Origin of the sequence: Leucobacter sp. NPDC058333, from assembly GCF_042726155.1 — a bacterium.
Taxonomy (GTDB): domain Bacteria; phylum Actinomycetota; class Actinomycetes; order Actinomycetales; family Microbacteriaceae; genus Leucobacter.
Window position 1 is genome coordinate 112,972 of sequence record NZ_JBHXHV010000003.1, and the last position, 13,838, is coordinate 126,809.

Consider the following 13,838-nt stretch of genomic DNA (forward strand, 5'->3'; position numbering starts at 1 on the left):
ATGCCCGCTGAAAACGTGACGCACACGCTCGCAGATCTGCGCGCTGTTGCAGAGGAATTCTGGCCCGTCGCCACCGCCGAGAGCTGGGATCGCGTTGGCCTAGTATCGGGAGCCGACGCGGCCCCGCTTCGGCGGGTGCTGCTGGCCGTCGACGCGGTCGAGGCGACGGTCGCCGAAGCACTCGAATGGGGTGCCGATGCGCTGCTCACGCACCATCCCTTGCTGTTGCGCGGGGTGCACACGCTCGCGGAAGACACTGCGAAGGGAGCGCTGCTTGCTCGCCTGATCAGGGCTCACTGCGCGCTCATTGCGGCGCACACGAACGCTGACCAGCCAGCCGGCGGAGTCTCCGACGTGATCGCTGAGCGTCTCGGTCTGCTCCGCGCGGTGCCGATCGAGCGGCACGCGAGCGACCCCACGATTGGTATTGGACGGGTGGGCGACCTACCCGAGCCCGAGTCGCTGCGCGCCTTCGCCGAGCGGGTCGGCGCCGTGCTGCCGAAAACCGTCTCGGGCGTGCGGGTCGCGGGAGATCCTGATCGCCAGGTTCGACGCGTCGCTCTGCTCGGTGGTGCCGGGGACAGTCTCCTCGATCACCCGCTCGTACGCGCGGCGGATGTCTATCTCACGTCAGACCTCAGGCATCATCCCGCCCAAGAAGCGATCGAGACCGCCGCGGTTGCGGGCGGACCCGCACTCGTAGACGTCGCGCACTGGGCGAGCGAGTCGCTGTGGCTCGCGGGCGCGGCCGAGCGGCTCGCTGCCCGGTTGCCCGGTGTCGAAGTTCGCGTCAGCGCGCTGCGCACCGATCCGTGGACGTTCTCGGTCGGCGCCGAAGGCGAGTGAGGGTCGTGCGGTGGTCGTCGCGGTAGGCTGGCTCCTATGAAGGCCAGCCCGCGTCAGCAGCGAATCCTGCTTGATCTCCAAGACCTCGACAACACGCTTGCGCGGCTGCGCCGGAAGCGTACGACACTGCCGGAGCGAGCTGAACTCGCCGGCCTGAGCGGTGACGCAGCTGATGCGCGTACGAAGTTCATGGCCGCGCAGCGTGAACTTGACACGCAGAACGCCGATCTCGAGCGCATCGAGGCCGACGTCGCGCTCGTGCAGCAGCGTCGGGATCGCGACGAGCAACTGCTCGCGGCGAGCACCTCGAGCAAAGAGGCGCAGGCGCTGCAGTCTGAGCTGGAGACACTCACGCGACGCAAGTCCGAGCTTGAAGACCGCGAGCTTGAACTCATGGAGGTCCAAGAGCGTGCGCTCGCGGCATTTGCAAGCGCAGAGCAGTTGCTCGCCGGAGTGGATGCGCGCCGAACCGAGATTGAGGCGCGCCTGACTTCGGCCGAGCAGCGCATCGATCGCGAGCTCGCCTCAAACGCTGAAGAGCGGGCGGGTCTCGCCGCAGAGCTTCAGCGCGACATCCTGGGCCTGTACGAGGAGCTCCGCGCTCGCATTGGCATTGGCGCTGCGCGGCTGCGCGGCAACGTGTCAGAGGCGAGCAATATGGCGCTGGCACCGGCAGAGCTCAGCGACATCCGCGCGGCGGCACCCGACGAACTCGTGTTCTGCCCGGGTACGGGCGCGATTCTCGTGCGCGTCGACGAAGAGTAGCGCGCTCAGCTAAGCTGGTGCGCGGGAATGGGCCGGTGAGGCGATCGCGTCGATTCCGGTACTTCGGTAGCGGAATCGCCGAGGAACGTCCGGGCTCCGCAGGGGAGAACGGTGGGTAACACCCACCCGGGGCAACCCGCGAGAAAGTGCAACAGAGAGTAGACCGCCCAGCACGGTTCGCCGTGTCGGGTGAGGCTGAAAGGGTGGTGTAAGAGACCACCGGCGTTCGTGGTGACACGGGCGGCCAGGTAAACCTCGTTCGGAGCAAGGCCAGACAGAGGATGATGACGCGCCCCGCCGAGTCCTCGGGTAGGCCGCTAGAGAATGCCGGCAACGGTATTCCGAGAGAGATGATCGTCGCCGATCGGTCCGCCGATCGGAACAGAACCCGGCGTATGATCTGGCCCATTCCCCTTCATACTCTCGCCGGGTTCGGCCCGGCTACTCAGAAACCGTGAGCAGCTCGAATCCGTCCTCGTGAATCAGGACAGTGTGTTCGAACTGCGCGGTGAGGCTGCGGTCGCGAGTCGTGACGGTCCAGCCGTCCTCCCACTGGTCCCACTCGTGCGTGCCGAGCGTCAGCATCGGCTCGACCGTAAACACCATGCCAGGGCGAATGACGTCGCTGTAGGCGGGGGACGAGTCGTAGTGCGGGATGATGAGTCCGGTGTGGAACGACGAACCGACGCCATGGCCGGTGAAGTCGCGCACGACGCCGTAGCCGAAGCGCTTGGCATACGTTTCGATGACTCGCCCAATCACGTTCACAGCGCGCCCAGGCTTCGCGGCGCGAATGCCGCGCATCATCGCTTCGTGCGTGCGCTCGATGAGCTGATCGACCTCTTCGGAAACGACGCCGACACGATAACTGCGGTTCGTGTCGCCGTGGAAGCCGTCGAGGTACGCGGTGACGTCGACGTTGACGAGGTCGCCCTCGCGCAGCACCGTGTTGTCCGGGATGCCGTGGCAAATGACCTCGTTCACTGAGGTGCACGACGACGCCGGGAATCCGCGGTACCCGAGGGTCGACGGGTACGCGCCGTGAGCGATCACGTATTCGTGCGCGACGCGATCCAGCTCGGCTGTGGTGACGCCGGGACGCACGGCCTCGGCGACGGCATCGAGGGCCCCCGACGCGATGCGTCCGGCAGCGCGAATGAGTTCGACCTCGGCCGACGTATACGTGTTGTCGCCAACGTAGGCGGGCGGCGCGGCCAAACCGACGTAGGGCGGTCGCGCGATTGAAGTCGGCACCGCGCGTGGTGCGGGCCGCGTGCCAGGAATCAAGAATCCGTGTGCGTCGAAGGGCATGGCTCTAGTCTAGGAAGTGTGACCGGCTGTTCCGAACGCAGCGGTCGAGAGTGCGCGAACGCGCGAATGGGAGGCCGACATGGGCAAGCAGGAGTGGGGCATCGACGATCCGGCGGAAACCTACTGGTTCAATTCTCGAACGGGTGAGATTGAGGAAGGACCGCAGTCGCTGTCTGTCGATCGTGTCGGCCCGTTTGCAACGCGCGAGGAGGCGGCTCGCGCCGACGAAATCGTCGCCGAGCGCGCCCGCAAGTGGCGCGAAGAGGAAGCCGCGGAAGACTAGCCCGCTGTAACACGTTTGTTACGGGCGAGAGATAGTCTGACGTCACCAGCGGAGGCGGATCACGCACAGCGCGTGAGCCCCTGCCGCATGCAGCATCAACGAACGGAGTAGGCGTGAGCAAGCAGCGCGATTTTGTTCTGCGCACCATTGAGGAGCGCGGTGTCAGGTTCGTTCGACTCTGGTTTAGCGATGTCTCTGGCACGCTGAAGTCGGTCGCGCTGGCGCCCGCCGAGGTCGAGGGCGCTTTCAGCGAGGGGATCGGTTTCGACGGATCCGCCATCGAGGGGCTCACGCGTGCTTACGAGTCCGATTTGCTCGCGGTTCCCGATCCGTCGACGTTCCAGCTGTTGCCCTGGCGCAGCCAGACTTCTCCGACGGCGCGCATGTTCTGTGACATCAGCACTCCGAACGGCGAGCCGGCAGTCGCTGACCCGCGCAACGTGCTGAAGCGCACGCTCGCGACCGCGGCCGAGCAGGGGTTTAGCTTCTACACGCACCCCGAGATCGAGTTCTACCTGTTGAAGTCCAAGGAGTTCGGCGACCGCGGCCCGGTGCCGGTCGATCGCGCGGGCTACTTCGACAACGTTCCGGGAGGCACGGCGCACGACTTCCGCCGTGAGAGTGTGAACATGCTGGAGGAGCTCGGCATCTCAGTTGAGTTCAGCCATCACGAGGCCGGCCCGGGTCAGAACGAAATCGACCTGCGATACGCCGACGCGCTCACCACGGCCGACAACATCATGACGTTCCGCACGGTGGTAAAAGAGGTTGCGATCTCGCAGGGCGTGCATGCGACGTTCATGCCGAAGCCGCTCGCAGGGCAGCCCGGCTCGGGCATGCACACGCACCTGTCCCTGTTGGAAGGCGACACCAATGCGTTCTACGATCCGGGTGCTCGGTACCAGATATCCCAGACAGGCCGCCGCTTCATCGCCGGACTGCTGCGCCACGCGCCCGAGATCACCGCGGTAACGAATCAGTACATCAATTCGTACAAGCGGCTCTGGGGCGGTGACGAGGCGCCGTCATTCGTGAGCTGGGGCCACAACAACCGTTCAGCTCTCGTGCGTGTGCCGATGTACAAGCCCGGGAAGGGCGACGCCGCGCGTGTCGAGTACCGCGGCATGGACAGCGCGGTCAACCCGTACCTCGGGTTCTCTATGCTGCTCGCTGCGGGGCTCAAGGGCATTCGGGAAGAATACGAACTGCCGCCCGAGGCTGAGAACAATGTCTGGGCGCTCAGCGACGGCGAACGTCGTGCGATGGGCTTCGACCCGTTGCCCGCGAGCCTCGACCACGCGCTCGCGGTCATGGAACGTTCGGAACTCGTCGCTGAGACGCTGGGGGAGCAGGTGTTCGCCTACTTTATTCGCGACAAGCGTCGCGAGGTTGCCGAATACCACAGCCAGGTGACGCCGTACGAGCTGTCATCGATGCTCGACACCATCTGAGTGACGCTGGGCGGCTATGCGGAAGGGGTGGATCGCGCTCCAGCGTGCTGCCCCGACACTCGAGACACGTCTAGTCTGGACAAATGGCACGCGAGCATTCCACCGTCACGCTTTCGGAGATCGCACGGGCGGGGTTTCATGACCTTGGCGGATCCCGCGACGCGCTCACAGAGCTCGCGGATGGGCTGGGTCAGCCCATTCCGCCTCTGCTCGCAAGCCTCGCTACTGCGGCGGACCCCGACGCTGCGCTGCAGTGCGCGCGACGTCTCGCAGAGCAGCACCGTGAGCTGCTAGCGGCAATCGACTTCGACGATTTCGCGAGGTTCTGTGTGCTTGCGGGTGCCTCGCCGGCGCTCGGTGATTTCTTCACGCGGCACCCGGCGCGGCTTCCCGAGATCTTGCACGAGGGTGGCTCCGTCGTGTCAGCGGCCCACGCGCTCGAAGAAATGATCGTGGCTGTTCGCGATCCGGAGACGGGCGAGCCCCTCGTCGCTGAAGCGGGGTGGATCGCACTTCGATCTCGCTACCGGGAACTGCTCGCGCAGCTCATGCTGTTCGATCTGCAAGAGGGTCGCGCGGGCCGCGCCACCGAGGTGTTCGAGGCCGTGGCAGAGTCACTGTCTGGGCTCGCAGCGGCGGCGATTGAAGCCTCACTGATCGTCGCGCGCGCGTCGATTGCGGCGGGAGTTTCAGGCCCGCAGATCGCGCCCGAGCGACTCGAAGCGGCGCGACTCGGCATCATCGCAATGGGCAAATGCGGCGCGGGTGAGTTGAACGTGGTCTCTGACGTCGACGTCATCTTTGTCGTGCAGAGTGCCGACAGCGAGGTGCTCGATGATGATGGCCTGATCCGCCTCGGCACCCGGCTCGCGAGCGAAGTCATGCGGGGCATTCACGACCCGGCGATCGAACCGCCGCTGTGGCAGCTCGACGCGAACCTCCGGCCCGAGGGGCGGCACGGCCCGCTCGTGCGCACGCTCGGGTCAATGCGCAACTACTACGACCGCTGGGCGAAGGCGTGGGAATTTCAGGCCCTGCTGAAGGCGCGGCCGCTCGCCGGCGACCTGGAACTCGCGGGTGAGTTCGTCGAGCAGACCCGGGCACTCGTGTGGGCGTCGTCGTCTCGAGAGGACTTTGTCGGGTCTGTGCAGCGCATGCGTGAGCGCGTGACCGAGCACATCTCCGACGGTGAGCTCGAAGTGCAGCTCAAGCTCGGCCCGGGCGGTTTGCGCGACATCGAATTTAGTGCGCAGCTGCTGCAACTGGTGCACGGGCAATATGATGATCGGTTGTACGTTGCCGGTACGTTGCCAGCGCTCCGGGCGCTCGTCGACGGGGGCTACATTGCGCGAAGCGATGGCGAGAATCTTGCCGCCGACTATCGCTTTCTACGCGTGCTTGAGCACCGCCTCCAACTGCGCGAGCTGCGTCGTACCGCGATTATGCCCACCGACGAAGACGAGCTGCGCGTGCTGGCGCGCGCGAGTGGCCTGGCGGCGACCGGAGTCGAGCTCTCTTCGCGCTGGGCGGCGACAAAGCGCGAGGTGCGAAAACTTCACCTCAAGATTTTCTACGCGCCGCTGTTGAGTGCGGTGGCGTCGCTGCCTGAGGAAGAGCTCGTGCTCGGCAGCGACGAGGCCCGAGCCCGTCTCGCCAGCGTGGGTTTCCGCGACCCTGACGGGGCGATGCGGCACATGGCGGCGCTGACGCGGGGCACCTCACGACGCGCGATGATTCAGCGCAATCTGATGCCCGTGCTGTTGCAGTGGCTCTCGGATGGCACGGACCCCGACTTCGGCCTCTTGGCATTTCGGCGCGTCAGCGAGGCGAACCTTGAGACCCCGTGGTACCTGCGCCTGTTGCGCGACGGAACGGAGGCAGCTGAGCGGCTGACGCGCGTACTCGCGAACTCTCGCTACGCGGCTGAACTGCTTGAATCGATCCCGGAGGCGGTCGCTTGGCTTGAGCGCGATGCGTCACTGCAGCCGATGCAGCTGCAGGCGCTGTTCGAGGAGATGCGCGCGATCGCGTCGCGCCGGGCGGGCATTGATTCGGCCGCGACCGCGCTGCGCGCCGTGCACCGGAGAGAGGTGCTGCGCCTCGCGATGGGCAGGGTGGTCGGCGTGATCGACGACGCAGCGGTGGCGGCGGGTCTCGATGCGGCCCACACCGCGCTGCTCGACGCGCTGCTGCTCGCGGTGCGCGGCGGTACCGCGCCGTATGGTGCAGTGCCGGATCCCGCTGCTGCCGTGCCGGGAAGTCTCGTGCCGGGCGGCGGCGTGCCGAGCGAAACCGGTGTCGTGGGCTCGGTCGTGGGGGAGGCACCGCTCTCACTTGAACTCGCGCTGATCGGCATGGGGCGCTACGGCGGTCGCGAACTCGGTTTCGCATCGGACATCGACCTGATCGCGGTGTACCGTGCGCCCGAGGGAGTTAGCGCCGAGCGAGCGGCGAAGGAAGCGACTCGGCTCATCTCCGAGCTGCGCCGAGCGGTCGCCGACCCGCGCTTCCCCGTCGATCTTGATTTTGATCTGCGCCCGGAGGGGAAGAACGGCCCGATCGCCCGAAGCATTGACGCGTATCGCGCGTACTACGCACGCTGGTCGGTGACGTGGGAGGCTCAGGCGCTGCTGCGAGCTCGACCGGTAGCCGGGGATGCGCAGCTCGGTGCGGACTTCGTGGCCCTCGCTGACGAGATCAGGTATCCGCCGCACTTCGGCGATGAGCAGGTGCGGGAGGTGCGGCGGATCAAGGCGCGCGTGGAGGCCGAACGATTGCCTCGGGGCGCTGACCCGAAGCGGCACCTCAAGCTGGGCCCGGGCGGCATCAGCGACGTCGAGTGGCTCGTGCAGCTGTTGCAGTTGCAGGCGGGAGCACAGCACCCGGATCTGCGCACGGTGTCGACCGTCGCTGCGCTGCGCGCGGCCGGCGCGAACGATTTGCTCGCACTTGACGAGGTGGAGCACCTGCTCGATTCCTGGCGGTTCGCGAGCCAGGCGCGTACCGCCGTGAAGCTGTGGTCTGGTCGGGCTTCCGATTCTTTGCCGACAGACTGGCACGACCTCGCCGGCATCGCGGGGGTACTGGGGCTGTCGCGCACCCACACGTCGGAACTTGAAGAACGCTGGTTCGCCGTGTCACGCCGGGCGCGCGCCGTGTTTGAGCGGGAATTTTTCGGCTACGACGACGACGCACGCTTTCCGCAGCGATAGATACGCAATATTCGGACGCTGTTCACCGAAAACGCTCGCGGAAAACGTTATTCAAGCGTAATCTGATTGTTATGCAGTATTTGCAAAGGTTCCTCGAGGCGCTGCTCGCTGAAGACGGCGCTGAGTTCGAGGACGAACTCGAGTCCTAGTCCCTTCGATCCGGTGCGACGACGCCGTCGCACCGCTGGAGTGTGCCCCGCTCGCGTCAGCGAGGAGGCATTTGTAGTCGCGACAGCAGTGCCTCGCGAAGCACCACGGCGTGATTCGTCGCTTCATTGCGGGCGCCGTAGACAAGCGTGAGGCGAGAATGTTCGCGTGCCAGGTCGACGAGACGTTCCAGTGCATCGGCGGCGGGAGCCTGCTCAAGTTCGCGTTGATATTCGACAGTGAACCGCGCGAAATGGCTGGGCTTGTCCGCGTCGGCGTCTGCGTGCCAACGCTGGCGAAGATCAGTGCTCGGGGCCGCCTCCTTCGCCCAAGAATCGAGTGCGGCGCGATCCTTCGAGACACCTCTCGGCCACAGCCTGTCGACCAATACACGAGCGCCATCGGTCGGGCTCGCAGCTTCATAGACGCGTTTTAAGTGGATCTCGGTGGTCATCGATCGCTCCTCAATAAAGATTTCGTCGTGCCCACCCGCTCACAGTTATAGCAAAGCGCCCCTCTCGGTGCGAAACCAGGAGGGGCGCTGTGCCGTTACGAGTGAGCGACGTGATTACACGCCGTAGTAGAGCTCGAACTCGAAGGGGTGCGGACGCAGTGCCATCGGGGCGAGCTCATACTCGCGCTTGTAAGACACCCAGGTCTCAATGAGCTCTTCGGTGAAGACGCCGCCCTCGAGCAGGAACTGGTGGTCGCCCTCAAGCGCGGTGAGCGCCTCTTCGAGCGAACCGGGCACCTGCGGGATGTTCTTCGCTTCCTCCGGGGGAAGCTCGTAGAGATCCTTGTCGATGGGGTCCATGGGCTCAATACGGTTGCGAATGCCGTCGAGGCCAGCCATCATCTGCGCCGCGAACGCGAGGTACGGGTTACCCGATGCGTCGGGGGCGCGGAACTCGATGCGCTTGGCCTTCGGGTTCGATCCGGTGAGCGGGATGCGCACAGCAGCCGAACGGTTGCCTGCCGAGTAGGCGAGGTTCACCGGCGCTTCGTAGCCCTTGACCAGGCGACGGTAGCTGTTGATCGTCGGGTTCGTGAACGCGAGCAGCGCGGGCGCGTGGTGCAGGATCCCGCCGATGTACCAGCGAGCAATGTCAGAGAGCTGCGCGTAGCCGTTCTCGTCGTAGAAAAGGGGCTCGCCGCCCTTCCAGAGCGACATGTGGGTGTGCATGCCCGAACCGTTGTCACCGAAAACCGGCTTCGGCATGAACGTTGCGGTCTTGCCCCACAGCTCTGCGGTGTTCTTTACGACGTACTTGAACTTAAGCACGTCGTCGGCTGCCTTGACGAGCGTGTCGAAGCGGTAGTTGATCTCCGCCTGACCGGGAGCACCGACCTCGTGGTGTGAACGCTCGAGCTGGAGCCCAGCTTCGATGAGTCGGAGCGAGATGTCGTCGCGCAGATCCGCCTGCTTGTCGACGGGGGAGACCGGGAAGTAGCCGCCCTTTTCGTGGGTCGTGTTGCCGAGGTTGCCGCCCTCGATTTCGCGCGCCGAGTTCCAGCTCGCTTCTTCCGAATCGATCTCGTACATGGTGCGGCGCGGAGTGGTTTCGTACCGTACCGAATCGAGAATGTAGAACTCAGCTTCGGGCGCGAAGAACGCGGTGTCGGCGACGCCGGTCGAGGCGAGGTACTGCTCCGCCTTCTTCGCGATCTGACGCGGGTCCTTCGAATAGATCTCGCCGGTGCGTGGGTTGAAGATGTCGCAGATCACGATCAGCGTGCGCTCAGCGCGGAACTGGTCGAGGTAGGCCGTCGAGACATCGGGGATGAGCTGCATGTCTGACTCGGCGATGCCGGCAAACCCGCGGATCGAGGAACCGTCGAACATCTGACCGATTTCGAAGAACTCGAGGTCGACCGTGGCAGCGGGGATGTTGAAGTGCTGCTGGACGCCCGGCAGATCGGTGAAACGGATGTCGACAAACTTCACGTCGGTTTCCTTGATGAAGTCGATGACTTCCTGCGGGGTGGTGAACATTCTGCTCCTCGGGTTCATTTCGGCCGCGGATATCGGATCTTCACCGCGCCGATCGTGTGCCTCCACCTTACTTCAGCATGATTTCAGAACCGTGAGTTCAGTGTTTCGCGAGTGTTACGGCAAGTGCACCGTGTGATACGGGACCAAGCCGCGAGAAGGTTCGGTGAAATCGGCGCTACCCGCGAATGAGCACGGTTCCCGCGATCTTGTCGTGGAACGCGCGCTGATCTGAATCCCACACGAGCACCGGAATGACGAGGCACAGCAGAATCGTTCGCACGATGGGCCGCCAAATGCCCACCCAACCGCCGGCGAGCGGTACGACGCGCAAGCCCAACAAGCGGTGCCCGAGAGAGCCCCCGATCGTCGGGATAAACACGATTTGCAGGATCGCGAAGAAGAGCACGTTCCACAACTCTGGGTGCGGTCCGCCGACGAGCAGGTACGCCGGGAGGGCCGCGAGAGCCCAGTCCGCGAGGATCGCGAGCACGCGGCGACCGACACGGGCGACAGAACGCGGACCCTCGTCGGGGAGACCGAGGCGCTCACCCGGCCACTTGCTCGGTTCGAGTTCGCCGAATCGCTGGGGAGCAGGGTTCGACATGCTTAGCGCGGACGCTGCGAACGCACGCGGTTCGGGTCCATACCCTTCGGGATGCCCACGGGGGCACTCTGCAGTGACGACAGGCGCGTGTACACGGCGCCGACCTCGTTGCGGTTCATGACCGGCTTCAGCTTGACGAGGGCACGCGAGAGCTTAGCGAGCGGAATGCCGCCGCCGTCGGGGCCAACGTACAGATGTACGACCTCGACATTGCGAAGCGCGCGCTTCACCTTGCGTTCTTCGTCAGCAGCCATGCGCTGCGTACGCTGGCGGGATCCTTCAGAGATCAGGACGACGCCTCCGCGCCCCACGACGCGGTAGATCGCATCCTGGTTGCGGTTGATCGCGATCGGGGTTTCCGAGCCACGCCACGAGCGACGGAGCGCGCTCTGCACGACGGCGCCGACAGCGCCGGGGCGGCCTTCGATCTGCTCGTATGCCGTGCGCTCAGCGCGGCGGCCCAACACGATCATCACGAGCAGAATGCCCACGAGAATGCCGGTCACGGGCCACAACACCCACGAGAACCAGCTGCCGGGCAGCAGCCACGCGAGCAGCACCGCCACGACGATGGGCGCGACAAAGCACAGCAGTAGGATCCACGGGAGATTCGTATCGTGCACCTTAGTGGTGCGGTAGATGTCGAACATCTGCCTGATACGTCCGGTGCGCTTCGCCTGTTCTGCTGCCATGTACCCAGGATATCGTGTCTGGGCCACCGCGCTGACCGAGGAGGCGAACTGGTGTTCCGCTTCCGCTCACAGGTGAACTGAGGTGGCATTTGAGACTGAACATTCCACAGATTCTGAGCCCGCTGAAGTACCCCGGTGGCCTACGGGCACAGTTGGGGGAAGTCGTTTGCGCGTAATGAGCAGGCGAACTGCGTCAGGTCAGGAGGCGGCATTGCAACACGTGAGCTCGATCGAACGGTGTCGGATCTTCTGTTCCCCGAGAAGGCCTCGCCGCCGCCAGCCTGCATCGCGCACGGGTGCCGCCGCAGCCCTGGCGCGAGAGGTTCTCGAGTGGTGCGAAGCCGGAGTGCAGCGGCGAGAATCTGGGCGCTGTGGGGTGGAGCCTGGAGCAGAGGCGCGGCACAGGAGGCGCGGGCACGACGCTGGCTGTCGCACGCTGGGTACGCCACTGCACGAGCTGCATCGCATGATTCGGCGGGCCGACACCGTGGGCATCGCCGGGCTGCTGTGTGATGCAGTCGACGGGGTGGTCGGTGAGCTGGCGGCTCGGGGATCCTATTGGGACGCGTCCGGCGCGATAGAGCTCATGATTGAGGCGGTTGAGCGCCGGATCACGCCCGCGGCGGTGAAGGGTCGCGTCGAGATACGCGAAGAGCCGCGTCCGTCACGAATGACGGGCGCGGCTCTCAGGCGTCGATAGCCGAGCGGTTCTGGGCCTTAGATGCCGAGGTTCGCCTCGAACTGGCCAGCCTCCAGGCGCTCGCGCACCTGAGTGAGGAACCGAGCGGCGTCCGCGCCGTCGACGATGCGGTGATCGTACGACAGGGCAAGGTACACGGTCGAGCGAACCGCGATCGAGTCGCCCTCCGGGCCCGAAATGACCACGGGCTTCTTCACAACCGCACCGGTGCCCATGATGGCGACCTGCGGCAGGAACACGAGCGGCGTATCGAAGAGCGCGCCGCGTGAACCGGTGTTGGTCAGGGTGAAGGTGCCACCGCTGAGCTCATCGGGGGTCAGCTTGTTGTCACGGGTGCGCGCCGCAAGATCTGCGATTTCTCCCGAGATCTGGCTCAGGTTTTTCGCGCCAGCGTCGCGCAGTACGGGAGTCAACAACCCGCGCTCGGTATCGACCGCGATGCTGATGTTCTCGGTCTCGGGGTAGGAGATCGAGTCGCCATCGACGGTCGCGTTGATGATCGGGTACGTGCGCAGCGCTTCAGCGGCCGCCAGTGCGAAGAACGGCAGGAACGACAGCTTCGAACCGGTCTTGGCGAGGAACTCGTCCTTCTTCGCCTGACGCAGCTGCGCAATGCGCGTGACATCGACCTCGACGACGGTCGTCAGCTGCGCAGTGCTCTGCAGCGAGGCCACAGCGCGCTCCGCGATGACCTTGCGCAGACGGCTCATCTTCTGAGACGTACCGCGGAGCTCCGACACCTGCGGAGCCGGTGCTGCGGTCGCAGGAGCCGCCGTGGAAGCAGCCGCCGGCGGCGTTGCCGCGCGATCCGCGGCAGCGAGCACGTCTTCCTTGCGGATGCGTCCGCCGACGCCAGTGCCCGTCACCGAAGCGAGATCGACGCCGCGGTCGTGGGCAAGCTTGCGCACGATCGGAGTGACATAGCCAGCATTCGAATCGGTCGACTCGGCTGCTTGCGGAGCTGCCGCTGCCTGAGCGGCTGCTGCCGCTGGCGCAGGAGCTGCCGCCTGAGCTGGTGCTTCCGGTGCAGCGGGAGCTGCATCAGCCTGCTCGTTCTCCGGAGCGGGGGATTCATACCCGGCAGAAGCGGTGGCGGCGGGAGCCGGTGCCTCAGGTGCCGCGGGTGCCGGTGCTTCGGTCGCCGCCGGCGCCTCGGGCGCCGGGGATTCAGCGACCGGTGCCGCAGCGCCGCTGCCGACGCGAGCGAGCTCTGCGCCCACCTCGACGGTGTCGTCTTCCTGCACGAGAATCTCCTGCAGAATGCCAGCGATGGGGGAGGGAACCTCGGTGTCGACCTTGTCGGTCGAGACCTCGAGCAGCGGCTCGTCGACCTCGACGGCGTCGCCGACGTTCTTCAGCCAACGAGTGACCGTTCCCTCGGTGATGCTCTCGCCAAGTGAGGGCAGCACGATGGCCTGCGAGTCACCCGACGCAGCGGCGGGCGCCGCGGGTGCGCTCTCGGCAGCGGGTTCTGCCGCAGGCGCTTCAGCCTGAGCGGGCGCTTCAGCCTGAGCGGGCGCTGCTGCGGGCGCTTCAGCCTGAGCGGGTTCTGCCGCAGGCTCTGCTGCGGGAGCAGCGCTCGCTGAACCGCTGCCGTCGCCGACCTTCGCCAGAACGGCGCCGACCTCAGCGGTCTCGTCCTCCTGCACGAGAATTTCTTCCACCACGCCCGCGATGGGCGAGGGAATCTCGGTATCAACCTTGTCGGTCGACACCTCGAGCAGGGGTTCGTCGACCTCGACGGTGTCGCCAACGTTCTTCAACCAACGCGTCACCGTCCCTTCGGTCACACTCTCGCCCAGTGCGGGGAGGACCACCGATTCACTCATCGTGC

Annotated in this window: 12 protein-coding genes and 1 other RNA gene; 7 read left to right on the top strand and 6 right to left on the bottom strand. The window is 65.5% G+C overall.

What is annotated here, in order from left to right; genetic code table 11:
- The 3 genes from ACFWHR_RS11020 (at nt 1) to rnpB (ending at nt 2,023) form a co-directional block, all read left to right on the top strand.
- Complete coding sequence (locus ACFWHR_RS11020; protein ID WP_382448353.1) at nt 1-846, top strand: Nif3-like dinuclear metal center hexameric protein; 846 nt, start codon at nt 1-3, stop codon at nt 844-846.
- A gap of 36 nt (nt 847-882) precedes the next feature.
- Nucleotides 883-1,611, top strand: a complete 729-nt coding sequence (locus tag ACFWHR_RS11025; protein WP_382448354.1) for a zinc ribbon domain-containing protein — start codon at nt 883-885, stop codon at nt 1,609-1,611.
- Between the two features lie 28 nt (nt 1,612-1,639).
- Nucleotides 1,640-2,023: RNase P RNA component class A (rnpB, locus tag ACFWHR_RS11030), an RNA gene on the top strand.
- 29 nt (nt 2,024-2,052) lie between these two features.
- Here rnpB and map read toward each other — a convergent pair.
- Nucleotides 2,053-2,922, bottom strand: coding sequence for a type I methionyl aminopeptidase (gene map, locus ACFWHR_RS11035; RefSeq protein WP_382448355.1), 870 nt, complete (start codon nt 2,920-2,922; stop codon nt 2,053-2,055).
- 79 nt (nt 2,923-3,001) lie between these two features.
- On the opposite strand from map, the gene ACFWHR_RS11040 reads away from it, so the two are divergent.
- The 3 genes from ACFWHR_RS11040 to ACFWHR_RS11050 all read left to right on the top strand — a co-directional run bounded on the left by ACFWHR_RS11040 (nt 3,002) and on the right by ACFWHR_RS11050 (nt 7,868).
- Nucleotides 3,002-3,205 carry a methionine aminopeptidase gene (locus ACFWHR_RS11040; RefSeq protein WP_382448356.1) on the top strand — a complete coding sequence of 68 codons (204 nt, stop codon included), beginning with the start codon at nt 3,002-3,004 and terminating at the stop codon, nt 3,203-3,205.
- Nucleotides 3,206-3,318: 113 nt separating this feature from the next.
- Nucleotides 3,319-4,656: a type I glutamate--ammonia ligase gene (gene glnA / locus ACFWHR_RS11045; RefSeq protein WP_382448357.1), complete on the top strand. Its 1,338-nt coding sequence runs from the start codon at nt 3,319-3,321 to the stop codon at nt 4,654-4,656.
- An 83-nt stretch (nt 4,657-4,739) separates the two neighbouring features.
- Nucleotides 4,740-7,868 carry a bifunctional [glutamine synthetase] adenylyltransferase/[glutamine synthetase]-adenylyl-L-tyrosine phosphorylase gene (locus ACFWHR_RS11050; protein ID WP_382448358.1) on the top strand — a complete coding sequence of 1,043 codons (3,129 nt, stop codon included), beginning with the start codon at nt 4,740-4,742 and terminating at the stop codon, nt 7,866-7,868.
- A gap of 205 nt (nt 7,869-8,073) precedes the next feature.
- Here the strand turns inward: ACFWHR_RS11050 and ACFWHR_RS11055 are convergent, their stop codons facing one another.
- From ACFWHR_RS11055 to ACFWHR_RS11070, 4 genes are all read right to left on the bottom strand, one after another.
- Complete coding sequence (locus tag ACFWHR_RS11055; RefSeq protein ID WP_382448359.1) at nt 8,074-8,469, bottom strand: DUF488 domain-containing protein; 396 nt, start codon at nt 8,467-8,469, stop codon at nt 8,074-8,076.
- A gap of 114 nt (nt 8,470-8,583) precedes the next feature.
- Complete coding sequence (gene glnA, locus ACFWHR_RS11060; protein ID WP_382448360.1) at nt 8,584-10,008, bottom strand: type I glutamate--ammonia ligase; 1,425 nt, start codon at nt 10,006-10,008, stop codon at nt 8,584-8,586.
- A gap of 175 nt (nt 10,009-10,183) precedes the next feature.
- A complete protein-coding gene (locus tag ACFWHR_RS11065; RefSeq protein WP_382448361.1) occupies nt 10,184-10,612 on the bottom strand; it encodes an RDD family protein in 429 nt (142 codons plus the stop codon).
- A gap of 2 nt (nt 10,613-10,614) precedes the next feature.
- Nucleotides 10,615-11,304 (bottom strand): DUF4191 domain-containing protein, encoded by a 690-nt coding sequence (locus tag ACFWHR_RS11070; protein ID WP_382448362.1) that lies wholly within the window; start codon nt 11,302-11,304, stop codon nt 10,615-10,617.
- A gap of 466 nt (nt 11,305-11,770) precedes the next feature.
- Between ACFWHR_RS11070 and ACFWHR_RS11075 the strand changes: the two genes are divergently transcribed.
- On the top strand, nt 11,771-12,004 hold the full coding sequence (locus ACFWHR_RS11075) for a hypothetical protein (RefSeq protein ID WP_382448363.1): 234 nt from the start codon (nt 11,771-11,773) through the stop codon (nt 12,002-12,004).
- Between the two features lie 17 nt (nt 12,005-12,021).
- Here ACFWHR_RS11075 and sucB read toward each other — a convergent pair whose 3' ends face one another.
- Nucleotides 12,022-13,833 (bottom strand): 2-oxoglutarate dehydrogenase, E2 component, dihydrolipoamide succinyltransferase, encoded by a 1,812-nt coding sequence (gene sucB / locus ACFWHR_RS11080; RefSeq protein WP_382448364.1) that lies wholly within the window; start codon nt 13,831-13,833, stop codon nt 12,022-12,024.
- Nucleotides 13,834-13,838: the final 5 nt, after the last annotated feature.

Excerpts from the sequence above, each read along its gene's own strand:
- glnA (WP_382448360.1), bottom strand. The coding sequence starts at position 10,008 with ATGTTCACCACCCCGCAGGAAGTCATCGACTTCATCAAGGAAACCGAC.
- ACFWHR_RS11070 (WP_382448362.1), bottom strand. The coding sequence starts at position 11,304 with ATGGCAGCAGAACAGGCGAAGCGCACCGGACGTATCAGGCAGATGTTC.
- ACFWHR_RS11050 (WP_382448358.1), top strand. The coding sequence starts at position 4,740 with ATGGCACGCGAGCATTCCACCGTCACGCTTTCGGAGATCGCACGGGCG.
- ACFWHR_RS11075 (WP_382448363.1), top strand. The coding sequence starts at position 11,771 with ATGATTCGGCGGGCCGACACCGTGGGCATCGCCGGGCTGCTGTGTGAT.
- ACFWHR_RS11065 (WP_382448361.1), bottom strand. The coding sequence starts at position 10,612 with ATGTCGAACCCTGCTCCCCAGCGATTCGGCGAACTCGAACCGAGCAAG.
- sucB (WP_382448364.1), bottom strand. The coding sequence starts at position 13,833 with ATGAGTGAATCGGTGGTCCTCCCCGCACTGGGCGAGAGTGTGACCGAA.
- ACFWHR_RS11040 (WP_382448356.1), top strand. The coding sequence starts at position 3,002 with ATGGGCAAGCAGGAGTGGGGCATCGACGATCCGGCGGAAACCTACTGG.
- ACFWHR_RS11055 (WP_382448359.1), bottom strand. The coding sequence starts at position 8,469 with ATGACCACCGAGATCCACTTAAAACGCGTCTATGAAGCTGCGAGCCCG.
- ACFWHR_RS11025 (WP_382448354.1), top strand. The coding sequence starts at position 883 with ATGAAGGCCAGCCCGCGTCAGCAGCGAATCCTGCTTGATCTCCAAGAC.
- map (WP_382448355.1), bottom strand. The coding sequence starts at position 2,922 with ATGCCCTTCGACGCACACGGATTCTTGATTCCTGGCACGCGGCCCGCA.
- ACFWHR_RS11020 (WP_382448353.1), top strand. The coding sequence starts at position 1 with ATGCCCGCTGAAAACGTGACGCACACGCTCGCAGATCTGCGCGCTGTT.